Source organism: Pseudomonas sp. SDO5215_S409 (genome assembly GCF_054071325.1).
The window spans coordinates 36,451-48,369 of sequence record NZ_JBSVWN010000049.1 but is presented as its reverse complement, the minus strand read 5'-3'; the positions used below and the strand labels follow the sequence as shown (position 1 = coordinate 48,369).

The window sequence follows — 11,919 nt, the reverse complement described above, 5'->3', positions numbered from 1 at the left end:
CAACGGGATCGGCGTATTTCACCATATTTGGAAGTCTTCTTCAGGATTTCCCTAATGCGCCCGCACCTAGTGACGACGCCTCGCCGACCAACGATTTCGAGACTAACCCCGAACTTTTACAATACTTGGGCGCCCGCCCGTCAGCCTATCAGGTAATACGCTCCACCCTCGACGTAGACAAAACCCAGCACTTTGACTACCGCAACTGCGTGCCCCAGCTTAAAGCGCTGTTCGGTCAACCTGCAGGCTCCGGCACCGCGCTGTTAAGGCAAATACCGGTGCAGCATCCCTGCCACGCGCTAGCGCAAACCACGGCAACCCTGGTCGATAGTCTGGTCAATCATTTGTTGGCAAACCCGCAACTGCTTGCCCAAGAGACTGGCGGATCGAAACCGACGCAACGTTTTAATCCGAATATTTTGGCTGATGCGCTAAACACGCTTTCAGCGATGACGCAGGCCATGCCATCCCTCACCCATGACAGCATCAGCTTTGCCGACTGCTACCGGGCGATCGCCGAAGAACTGATGGTGATCATGACACTGTGCAAGCCCTACACCCATAAGGACTTTAAGCAGGCGACTGAGCAACAGATGAAAGAGCGTCTTGGCCCGGAGTACCTGGCCAAAATGCCCAATGTGCCGCCAACCTTTCTGTTCTCATCGGGTATGCAGGCACTGTCAGTCGGGCTGGAAATGGCCGAGCAGCGCGATGCGAACCAGCCGTTTACCTTAGCAAGCGATCGGGCTGGCAACGTGGAAACGCCGACCTATTTTGAGGTCGCCGAGCTGCTTAAAAAGACCGGTAACCACTATGTTGCCGACGCGACGACCTACGCCACGCTCAATCACAGTACCCCCCTGCAAGACGGGCACGGCTGGGGCGTAGAAAACCTGGTGGCCAGTTTAAAGACGCAGCTACAGCAGCGCGCCGGAGCAACAACGCCGCTCACGCTGATACTGGATTCAACCCTTGAAAAACGAGGCGATTTATCGAAAATCGCCACCACATTCGCCTCGGATATAGCCAGCGACAAGCTGCGTATTTTGCTGTGCAAAAGCTATCAGAAATACAGCAACCTTGGGCTCACGAAAACCCAATCCGGTTCAGTCGCCCTGCTGGCGGCTAACACGCAGGATAATAATAAGTTGCAAGCCGCCCTTGGCAGTCAGGAGCAACAACTGGGCTGGGCCAACAACGACGATTCACAACTTTTAATTCACCTGTTAAAACACAGCACCGGTGAATTCAATTTGTTGGAGAAAGCGGCACAAAACGCACAGTTTGTCCGCGATGAACTTTTTAATGGCAAAGACGGGCTCTCCCCAGTAAAAGCCTGGCAACCCGGCCTGCCTTTTATCGTATTAGATTGCGCCACGGATAAATCACATCAGTTCACTATGGGCGGCAGTGCCGATGCGACAGTTTACAGTCACTCGCAAGGTGAGTTATTAAGCACAATGGACGTACGGGCGCGCAGTAGCTTTGCTTATCTGGAAAGCACGCAATCTTCTTACAAGCCCGATGAAGAAACCGGCAACATTATGCGCTTGACCTTCGGAATGGAGAGTAAAGCGGAGTTGGTTGAGCGTTTTTACATGGCTTCACGGCTCATGGCCTCTTCTGAAAAGTCCTGGTGTTGCAAAGACGCAAGCCAGGAAATCGAGAAAATCCTGCGAGACAGCGGCGTGTTTACCTCGCCTGAAGAAATGGCCTCGCTCTCACTGACGCAAAAAATCGCCAAAGTGGCCAGCCAGCAGCGCCCGGCGTTAGCAACCGGCGACAGCGTTTTACAAAAACGCTTGTCTGCGCAAACAAAAAATCAGGGTGGCGCGTTTGTGCTGAACAAACTGGCGTCGGTTGTCAATCAGCTTAATTGGCTGGTTGATAACGCCAGCTATAGTGCGCAAGCGAAGCTGGGTGACAACGACATGAAATTGCTCGGTGACCTGCTGGACGCTTTTCTGAAAAACGATCTGCCGGGGGTTTCTCCCCGCGCGCGTGAGGGCATTCTGCAGCTCAATCAGTTTCTTGCGCTGGAAACTATCAAGCGCGGCGGCGAGCAAAACATCAATCAGGGGATCCAGCGCATTCTCAATATGGCGGATAAAACCACCAGCGGGATGCTACTTCGCATTACCAACCTGAGCCGCATTCCCGATGCGGTTTTTCAACAGCAAACGCCGCACACCCGGCGGCAACTGATTGACAAACTCTTTCTGCCGATGGACAGCCAAACGCGGGTGTTGTTTATTCAAAATCGGCTTAACGCCGGTGATGTTCACATCGCTCAGGCATGTCTTCATACCCTCAAGACGCTACTCGAAAAGGGCAAGCTGCAAAGTCCTGATACCTTCCTCAACCACGAAGGCACCGTCCCGACAGCACCGTCGTTGATGGCGGAGGGTAAGCACCTGATGATGCAGGAACGCGTCCGTCAACAGCTCGCGTCGCTGGAAAAGTTGAAAGCAGAGCAGTGAACGCATCGGCGCAACCGGGAAGCTGATCGGCCAGGTTGCGCCTACCCACACCTGGCGCGACGACGTTCATCAATACCTCGCGAACGCACCGCTGGCAGCACTGGCGGGTGGGCGACCGGCGAACCTGGTCCACCCACACGCCGGGCAGCCGTCAGATCACAAACTTGGCCACCATCGCATTCAAATCCACCGCCAGGCGCGACAGCTCATGGCTGGCCGCGCTGGTCTGGTTGGCCCCTGCGGCGGACTGCGTGGCCAGGTCGCGGATATTGACCAGGTTGCGGTCCACTTCGCGGGACACCTGCGCCTGTTCCTCCGACGCGCTGGCGATCACCAGGTTGCGCTCGTTGATCAGGCTGATGGACTGGGTAATCTGCTCCAGCGCCACCCCGGCGGCACGGGCCAGTTCCAGTGTGGTTTGCGTGCGCTGGTTGCTCTGCTGCATCGACAGCACCGCTTCGCCGGTGCCGCTCTGAATGCCGGCGACCATTTTTTCGATCTCCTGGGTCGACTGCGCCGTGCGGTGCGCCAGGGCGCGCACTTCATCGGCCACCACCGCAAAACCGCGCCCGGCCTCACCGGCCCGCGCCGCTTCGATGGCCGCGTTGAGGGCCAGCAGGTTGGTCTGCTCGGCAATCGCACGGATCACGTCCAGCACCTTGCCAATGTCACGGCCTTGGGTGGCCAGGCCCTCGATCAGTTGCGCGGTGTCTTGCACATCGCGGGTCATGGTCTGGATCGCGCCCACGGTTTCCACCACCCGGTCGCGCCCTTCCTGGGCGGCCTGGTTGGACTGGCCCGAGGCCTCGGAGGTGGACACCGCGTTGCGCGCCACCTCTTCCACCGCCGCGGTCATTTCGTTGACCGCCGTGGCCGCCTGGTCGATTTCGTTGTTCTGTTGCTGCAAGCCTTTGGACGCTTCTTCGGTGACTGCGCTGAGTTCTTCGGCGGCCGAAGCCAGTTGCGTGGCCGACCCGGCGATGTGCTGGATGGTCTGGCGCAGGTTGCTTTGCATGGTGGCCAGGGCGCCGAGCAGGCGGGCCGGTTCGTCCTTGCCGTCGACATCGATGGCCTGGCTCAAGTTGCCGTCGGCAATGGTCTGCGCCGCCGCCACGGCCTTTTGCAGGGGGCTGACAATGCTGCGCGTCAGCAGCCAGGCGAGCAAAACGGTGAGCAAGGCGGCGATCACCGAGACGGCAATGATGCCGGTGATGGCGTCTTTATAGCTCTGCCCGGCCTCGTCTCCGGCCTTGCGGGCGTCGGCGGCGTTGATGGCGATGAGTTTGTTCAACTGCTCACCCATCTTGTCGGTGCCGTCCTTGACGCGCGTGTTGATCAAGGCACGCATCTCTTCGATCTTGTTTTGCTGGGACAGGGCGAGCATTTCGTCCTGGGCCTTGAGGTAGTTGTCCAGCGTTTCGCAAAACGCCTTGTACAGGGCCGCTTCCTCGTTGCCCTCCGGCAACACCGCGTAATTGGCCTGGGCCTTGCGAATGTTGTCGGTCAGCACGCCCATGCGCGTCTGGGCTTCCTGAAGGCCCGCCGACTCGCGATTGACCAGCACACGAAACGACAGAATCCGCAGGCGCAATACGTTTTCGGTGAGGTTGCCCAGGTACGCAACGCTGGGCAGCTGGTTGGTGGTCATGTCCACCGACGCCTCACGTATAAGCGCCATGCGGTTGACCGCGAACATCCCCAATACAACGACAAGCAACGCAATGAACGCAAAGCCGAGAAAAGCTCGAGGTGCAATATTCAGATTACGAAGGGACATAGAAAGCTCTCGAAGAATGATGGCTGCCGGCGTCCCTGCCACATGACGGTGCGCGACACACCGTGGGGCACCACTGTTTTAATTGGTCTGTGGGCCTATTGGAGATATCGCCCGCGCGGCGATTTTATGCAGGGGCAGGTTTAATAATTTTTCAGACTTCTGACGATCGGTAGTTTCTGGCATCCTGCGCCTCCATTTCCTACCCGGGCCTGCATCGTGTCTGACGCTCAAACCCCTCGCCCCCGCTATAAATCCGACCTGATCGTGGGCGGTGTGCTGGGCCTTGAAAGCGAAGTGCCTTACCTGGTGAGCATGGCGCTGTTCGTGTCGGGGCTGGGCACCTTTGTCCAGGCGCGCCGCTTTGGCCCCATCGGCTCGGGGCTGCTGTGCCTGCAAGGCACCAGTTTTTCTTTTATCAGCGTGATTCTCAGTGCCGGTTTCATGGTCAAGGCCCGGGGCGGCGGCACGGACGAGATCCTGTCGACGATCTTTGGCATCTGCTTTTTCGCGGCGTTTATTGAAGTGGCACTGAGCCAGTTCATCGGCAAATTGCGCAAGCTGATCACCCCGGTGGTGACCGGCACCATCATCACCTTGATGGGCCTGTCGCTGATCAAAGTGGCGGTCACCGACATGGCCGGCGGCTTTGGCGCCAGCGATTTGGGTGCGGCCGGCAACATGGGGCTGGCCGCCCTGGTGCTGGTGACCATCGTGGTGCTGAACCGCTTCAACAACCCGTTCCTGCGCCTGGGTTCGATCGTGATCGGCCTGGCCCTGGGGTTTGTGGTCGCCTGGCTGCTTGGCCGCGTAGACCTGGCGGCTTTGCCCCAGGTGCCGCTGGTCAGCGTGCCGGTGCCGTTCAAGTACGGGTTCTCTTTTGACTGGGTGGCGTTTATCCCAGTGGCGGTGATCTTCCTGATTTCACCGCTGGAGGCCGCCGGTGACCTCACGGCCAACTCGATGATTTCCCAACAGCCGGTCAAGGGCCCGCTGTACATCAAGCGCATCAAGTCAGGCCTGCTGGCCGACGGCCTGAACTCGGTAATGGCCGCCACCTTCAACAGCCTGCCCATGGTGACCTTCGCGCAGAACAACGGCGTGATCCAGTTGACCGGCGTGGCCAGCCGTTACGTGGCGTACTTTATCGCGGGCCTGTTGGTGCTGCTGGGCCTGTTCCCGGTGATTGGCGCGGTGTTGCAACTGATGCCCAAGCCGGTGCTGGGCGGCGCCACCCTGATCATGTTCGGCACCGTGGCCGTGGCGGGGATCAAGATTCTGGCCGAGGCGGGCCTGCATCGGCGCAATGTGCTGATCGTGGCCATTTCCCTGGGCATGGGCCTGGGCGTGGCGGCGGTGCCGCAGGTGCTGCGCGAACTGCCAGAGGCGCTGCACAACATCTTCGAGTCGCCGATTACCGTGGGGGCTTTTTGCGCGATCCTGCTGAACATTTTCCTGCCTGAAGAGTTCATAGAACTGCAAGAAGATGAATTCGATCCGGAATCCTCTACCCTCAAAGTCATGCAGGATCCGGACGTCCCCCACCCATAGAGGTCCTTTGATGCGTAAGTTCCTGGTTTTGTCGGCACTGCTTCTCACCCTGGGCGGCTGCGCGCTGTTCCCGGACCGTGACCCGGTGAACATCAACGTGGTGGGCATCGAGCCGCTACCGAGCCAGGACCTGGAAGTGCGCTTTGCGGTGAAACTGCGGGTGCAAAACCCCAACGACAGCACCATCGATTACAGCGGCGTGGCCCTGGACCTGGACGTCAATGGCCGGCCGCTGGCCTCGGGCGTCAGTGACCAGGGAGGCAGCATCCCACGCTTCTCGGAAACCTTGCTGACGGTGCCGGTGAGCGTGTCGGCCTTTTCCGTGCTGCGCCAGACCCTGGGCCTGAGCCAGACACAATCGTTCGACAACCTGCCCTACGTGCTGCGGGGCAAACTGGCGGGCGGCGTGTTCGGCACCCAACGGTTCGTGGAGCACGGCACGCTGAACCTGCCCAACCCCGGCAACACCTGGTAAACACGCAGAGGACTACGGATGGACCCGCTACCGACGCTGTACACCGAGCTGCTGATTTTGCAGCCCTTGAGCCTGGACGACGCCGACGCCATCCAGCAGCAGTTTCCTCACTGGGAAGTGGTGCGTTACCTGAACGCGCAAGTGCCCTGGCCGTACCCGGCGGACGGCGCACGCCACTACCTGGAAACCGTCGCCTTGCCGGCCATCGCCCGGGGTGAGGAATGGCACTGGTCGATCCGTCTTAAAAGTGCGCCGCAGCAGTTGATCGGCAACGTCAGCCTGATGGATGAAGTCGACAACAACCGGGGTTTCTGGCTGGGCCCGCAATGGCAAGGCCGAGGGCTGATGGCGCAAGCCAGCGCGGCGGTGACCGAGTATTGGTTCATGGTGCTCGAGCGGCCCCTGCTGCGCGTGCCGAAGGCTGCGCCGAATGTGGCCTCGCGGCGGCTTTCCGAACGGACCGGGATGCGCCTGATTCGCAGCGATGAAGGCACGTTCGTGGGGGGCAAGTTCCCGCAGGACATCTGGGAAATTACCCGCGAAGAATGGCTGAACAGCCGTGGATGAGCGCGGGGTTACTTCGCCGCCGCCATCAATTTATTGACCTCGCTGCGCACCATGTTGGAGAACTCCGGCGGCGACATGCCGTCCAGTTCCGCACGCACCCATTCGGCCCATTTGCCCTTGCGCTTGGCACGCTCGCCGAACAGCCGGGCGGCCTCGCCCTTGGCCTTGCCCAGGTTGGTCTGCCACAACTCGTAGAGACGGGACTTTTCATCTTCCACCGCCGCGCGCTCGGCAAGAGTCTTGTTGGCCAGATTGAAGCTCATGGTGACGTACCTGCTGCACAAAATGGGTGACATCTTACACTGTAGGCCGTGTTTTCTTGACGTGGATTTCGCTGGGGCCTACGCCCCCATAAAAAAAGCTGCAACTTTTGCCCCCGCCCGACACTCCATTGTTCATCGTCACATTCACCCACAAGGAGTTACCCAATGGCCCGTAAATCTGCCGTGCAAGCTGTCGAAGAACAAATCAAGGACCAGGCCTTCAGCGAGCTTCAGGCGCTGATCGAAGAGTCCGACAAACTGCTCAAAAGCAGCGCCTCGCTGGTGGGCGAAGAAGGCGAAACCCTGCGTGAACAGGTGGCGCTCAAGCTCAAGCAAGCGCTGGATTCGGTGTCCAACGTACGCGAGCGCAGCAAACCCGTGGTGGACGCCACCGAAACCTATATCGGCGGCCATCCCTGGCAGACCGTGGCCATCTCGGCAGGTTTCGGGCTGGTGGTGGGCTTGTTGCTGGGTCGGCGCAACTGAGCGGCCTTAGCCTCGTGAATGCTGGCTAGCCAGTTCCCGCGAGAGAAACGCAGCCGTGCGGCTGTGCTTGCTGTTGGCCACGGCCTGCGGGGTTCCGCTGGCGACCACCTTGCCGCCCCGGTCGCCCGCCCCCGGGCCGATGTCGATGACCCAGTCGCTTTGCGCCACCACGCGCATGTCATGTTCCACCACGACCACCGTATGCCCTGCCGCCACCAACTGGTCCAGTTGGTTCAACAGGCGGTCCACGTCCTGTGGGTGTAGCCCGGTGGTCGGTTCATCCAGCACATACAAGGTTGCGCCCCGCGCAGTGCGTTGCAGTTCGGTGGCCAATTTGATCCGCTGCGCCTCGCCGCCGGACAACTCGGTGGCAGGCTGGCCCAGGCGCAGGTAACCCAGGCCGATGTCCCGCAGCACGTGCAACGAGCGCAGCACACCCGTTTGCTCGGCAAACACCGCCACCGCCTGTTCCACGGTCAGCCCCAGCACCTGGGCGATGGTCAACCCCTGCCAAGTCACCGCCAAGGTCTCGGGGTTATACCGCGCGCCATGGCAGGTGGGGCACGGCGCATACACGCTGGGCATGAACAGCAACTCGACGCTGACAAACCCCTCGCCTTCGCACTGGGCACAGCGCCCCTTGGCCACGTTGAAAGAAAACTGCCCGGCATCGTAGCCGCGCTTTTTCGCCGCGGGCGTGGCCGCGAACAGCTTGCGTACGTGGTCAAACAGCCCCGTGTAGGTCGCCAGGTTGGAGCGTGGCGTGCGGCCGATCGGTTTCTGGTCCACCTGCACCAGGCGGCGGATCTGCTCCAGCCCGGCGCTGATGCACCCACCGCTGGTGAGCGGCGCCTCGTCTTCAAGGCTAGGCGCGTCCTCCTGCTCGGGCACCCGCCCCAGCGCCGCGCCCACCAGCTCCAGCAAGGCCTGGCTGACCAGGCTCGACTTGCCCGAACCCGACACCCCGGTGACCGCGCTAAAGCAGCCCAACGGAAACTCCACGCTCAGGTTGTCGAGGTTGTTACGCGTCACCCCTTCCAGGCGCAGCCAGCCGTTGGCCGGGCGTGGTTCGCGGGCGGCCGAGCGCTGTTCGGCGAACAAATATGTGCGGGTTTGGGACGCCTCGACCTGGGCCAACCCGGCCGGCGGCCCGCTGTACAACACCTGCCCGCCCTGCTCTCCGGCTGCCGGGCCCACATCGATCAGCCAGTCGGCGCGGCGCATGCTTTCCAGGTCGTGCTCCACCACAAACAAGGAATTGCCCGCGGCCTTGAGCTGGTCGAGGGCGGCGTACAAGGCTTCGCCGTCCGCCGGGTGCAGCCCTGCCGACGGCTCGTCCAGCACATAGATCACGCCAAACAACTGTGAGCCCAATTGCGTGGCCAGGCGCAGGCGCTGCAGCTCGCCCGATGACAAAGTCGGCGTGCTGCGCTCCAGCGACAAGTAGCCCAACCCCAACGCCGTCAGGGCACTCACCCGCTCCAGCAAGTCCTGGGCGATGCGCTGCGCGGCCAGGCGTTTTTCCACCGAGAGCGTCCCGTCGTCCCGGCCCTCGGCCACGGGCCGCAGTAACTCGGCCAGTTGCAACAGCGGCAACTGCGACAGCTCGCCAATATCGACCCCGGCAAATGTCACCGACAACGCCGCCCGGTTCAGCCGCTTGCCTTCGCACAGCGGGCATGGACTGCCTTGCATAAACTGCGAGACGCGCTTTTTCATCAGCGCACTCTGGGTATGGCTGAAGGTGTGCAAGATGTAGCGCCGTGCGCCGCTGAACGTGCCCTGGTAACTGGGTTCCTGCTTGCGCTTGAGGGCCTCGCGGGTCTGTTGTGGGGTGAACCCTGCATACACCGGCACGGTCGGGGTGTCTTCGGTGAACAGGATCCAGTCGCGCTGCTTTTTGGGCAGGTCGCGCCACGGGATGTCCACGTCGTACCCCAGCGTCACCAGGATGTCCCGCAGGTTTTGCCCCTGCCAGGCCAGCGGCCAGGACGCCACCGCGCGCTGGCGAATGGTCAACGAAGGGTCGGGCACCATCAGCGCCTCGGTCACTTCATACACCCGGCCCAGGCCATGACATTGCGGGCAGGCGCCCTGGGGCAGGTTGGGCGAAAAGTCCTCGGCGTAGAGCATCGCCTGGCCCGACGGATAATGCCCGGCGCGTGAATACAGCATGCGGATCAGGCTCGACAAGGTGGTCACGCTACCCACCGACGAGCGCGTGCTGGGCGTGCCCCGTTGCTGTTGCAGGGCCACGGCGGGCGGCAGTCCTTCGATGGCGTCCACATCCGGCACGCCCACCTGGTCGATCAACCGCCGTGCATACGGCGCCACCGACTCGAAATAGCGCCGCTGGGCCTCGGCGTACACCGTGGAAAACGCCAGTGAAGACTTGCCCGACCCTGACACGCCGGTAAACACCACCAGCGCATCGCGCGGGATGTCCACATCGACGTTGCGCAGGTTGTGTTCCCGGGCGCCGCGTACCCGGACGAACCCCGGGCGTGAAGGTGTTGGCGAGGTGTCGCGGGGTAACGTCATGATCAACCTTGAAAGTGGCTCAACGGGCCGTCAGCACCTGACGCACCCGGTGTGCCAGGGCTTCAGGGCTGTAGGGCTTGCTCAGCAAATGAATATCGGGGCTCAGCAAATGGTTGCTGGAAAGAATGTCGCGGGTGTGCCCGGAGGTGAACAGCACCGCCACCGGCGGCACCTGCTCGCGGGCCCATTCGGCAAGGCCGGTGCTCTTGACGCGCCCGGGCATGACCACGTCGGTGAAAATCAGCTCGGGGCGCAGGCCCGCTTGCAGCATCAGCATGGCCATGTCACCGTCTTCGGCGGTCAGCACCGTGTAGCCCGACTGCTCCAGCAACTCGACGGTGGCCGCTCGCACGCCTTCGTTGTCTTCAACTACCAGAATGGTTTCCTGGCCGCCGGGCTCATACGCAAGGTTGACCGGCGCGCCCTGGCTTTGCGGCTCCAGGCTGCGTGGAAAATACAGCTGCACCACGGTGCCGCGGCCCACCTCGCTGTGCACCTCCACATGGCCGCCGCTTTGCCGCGCAAACCCGAACACCATGCTCAGCCCAAGGCCGGTGCCGTGGCCATCGGGCTTAGTGGTGAAAAACGGCTCGAACGCCCGCGCCAGAACCTGCGGTGACATGCCGGCGCCCGTGTCGGCCACCGCCAGGCGTACGTACTCCCCGGGGCTGATACTTTTACCGGCGCACGCATCCGGGCCCAGGAGGATGTTTTCGCCCGTGATGCGGATCACGCCCTCGCCCCTCATGGCATCACGGGCGTTGATCGCCAGGTTGAGCACGGCATTTTCCAACTGGTTGCGGTCGACGCGGATGCACCAGGGGTCCTGGTCCAGTTGCACATCGATGTGGATGGTTTCGCCCAACGCCCGTTGCAGCAACTCCCCCAGGCCGTCATAGATTTGCCGCGGGTTGTACACCGCGGGCGACAGCGTCTGGCGCCGGGCAAATGCCAACAGTTGCGATGACAATTTGGCGCCCCGCTCCACCGCTGCAATGGCCGCGCTGACCCGGCGCTGCACCTGTGCGTTGTCCGGTTCGTGGCGGGCCAGCAGGTGCAGGTTGCCCGCGATCACTTGCAGCAGGTTGTTGAAGTCATGGGCCACGCCGCCGGTGAGGCCGCCGATGGCTTCCAGTTTTTGCGATTGGCGCAATTGCTCCTCGGCAGCCGAGCGGGCCTGCACCTCGGCGGCCACGCGTTGCTCCAGGTTGTGGGTCAATTCGCGGCGCAGTCGCTCGGACTGCACCAGCTCGGTGGTTTCCACCACAATCGCCAACACCCCGGCCGGGCGCTGGTCGTCGCCGGACACGGGGCTGTAGAAGAGGTCCATCCACACGTCTTCCGGCTGGCCGTTGCGCAGCAGTACCAGGGCTTTGTTGCGGTACGACAAGGTGCCCCCCGCCAGGCAGGTGTCCACCACGTTGCGGTTGAAATCGGCCACTTCCGGCCAGCCCAGTTCCACCGGCTTGCCCAGCAGGTACGGGTGGCGCCCGCCCGCAAACACCGAGTAGGCATCGTTGTAGATCATGTAGCCCGCCGGGCCCCACAGCATCACGATGGGCAGGGGGGAGGCCAGCAGCATCTGCACCGCGCTGGTGAGGCTCACCGGCCAATGGTCGATCGGGCCCAGCTCGGTGCCGGCCCAGTCGAATGCCCGGATCCTGCGGGCCATGTCGCCGCCCCAGCCGTCACAGCCATGGCTATTGGATAAAAATTGCATCAGTCAGCTCTGTGCGAAGAAGCATGAAAAAGCCTTGCGCTTTCAATGACAAAAACTTGGAG

At 61.8% G+C, this 11,919-nt stretch carries 9 protein-coding genes; 5 read left to right on the top strand and 4 right to left on the bottom strand.

Features of this window, described 5'->3' with window-relative positions:
- Positions 1-2,480: hypothetical protein (locus ACW9H9_RS22020; protein WP_457345180.1), on the top strand; the 2,480-nt coding region annotated here is incomplete at its 5' end.
- 151 nt (positions 2,481-2,631) lie between these two features.
- Here ACW9H9_RS22020 and ACW9H9_RS22015 read toward each other — a convergent pair.
- Positions 2,632-4,257, bottom strand: a complete 1,626-nt coding sequence (locus ACW9H9_RS22015; RefSeq protein ID WP_457345182.1) for a methyl-accepting chemotaxis protein — start codon at positions 4,255-4,257, stop codon at positions 2,632-2,634.
- 216 nt (positions 4,258-4,473) lie between these two features.
- On the opposite strand from ACW9H9_RS22015, the gene ACW9H9_RS22010 reads away from it, so the two are divergent.
- Genes ACW9H9_RS22010 through ACW9H9_RS22000 form a run of 3 tightly spaced genes read left to right on the top strand, consistent with a single transcriptional unit; the run spans position 4,474 to position 6,847 of the window.
- A complete protein-coding gene (locus ACW9H9_RS22010; protein WP_457345183.1) occupies positions 4,474-5,805 on the top strand; it encodes a nucleobase:cation symporter-2 family protein in 1,332 nt (443 codons plus the stop codon).
- Positions 5,806-5,815: 10 nt separating this feature from the next.
- A complete protein-coding gene (locus ACW9H9_RS22005) occupies positions 5,816-6,280 on the top strand; it encodes an LEA type 2 family protein (protein ID WP_457345184.1) in 465 nt (154 codons plus the stop codon).
- An 18-nt stretch (positions 6,281-6,298) separates the two neighbouring features.
- Entirely contained in the window at positions 6,299-6,847 is a 549-nt protein-coding gene (locus ACW9H9_RS22000) for a GNAT family N-acetyltransferase (RefSeq protein WP_457345185.1), read from the top strand.
- A gap of 8 nt (positions 6,848-6,855) precedes the next feature.
- Here the strand turns inward: ACW9H9_RS22000 and ACW9H9_RS21995 are convergent, their stop codons facing one another.
- Entirely contained in the window at positions 6,856-7,110 is a 255-nt protein-coding gene (locus tag ACW9H9_RS21995) for a hypothetical protein (RefSeq protein ID WP_457345186.1), read from the bottom strand.
- A 165-nt stretch (positions 7,111-7,275) separates the two neighbouring features.
- On the opposite strand from ACW9H9_RS21995, the gene ACW9H9_RS21990 reads away from it, so the two are divergent.
- Positions 7,276-7,596 carry a DUF883 family protein gene (locus ACW9H9_RS21990; RefSeq protein WP_457345187.1) on the top strand — a complete coding sequence of 107 codons (321 nt, stop codon included), beginning with the start codon at positions 7,276-7,278 and terminating at the stop codon, positions 7,594-7,596.
- A gap of 6 nt (positions 7,597-7,602) precedes the next feature.
- On the opposite strand, the gene ACW9H9_RS21985 is transcribed toward ACW9H9_RS21990, so the two are convergent.
- Together ACW9H9_RS21985 and ACW9H9_RS21980 are read right to left on the bottom strand one after the other, a co-directional pair.
- A complete protein-coding gene (locus tag ACW9H9_RS21985) occupies positions 7,603-10,137 on the bottom strand; it encodes an excinuclease ABC subunit A (protein ID WP_457345188.1) in 2,535 nt (844 codons plus the stop codon).
- 19 nt (positions 10,138-10,156) lie between these two features.
- The gene (locus ACW9H9_RS21980; protein ID WP_457345189.1) at positions 10,157-11,857 is read right to left on the bottom strand and encodes an ATP-binding protein; all 1,701 of its coding nucleotides are present in this window, start codon (positions 11,855-11,857) and stop codon (positions 10,157-10,159) included.
- Between the last annotated feature and the right edge of the window lie 62 nt (positions 11,858-11,919).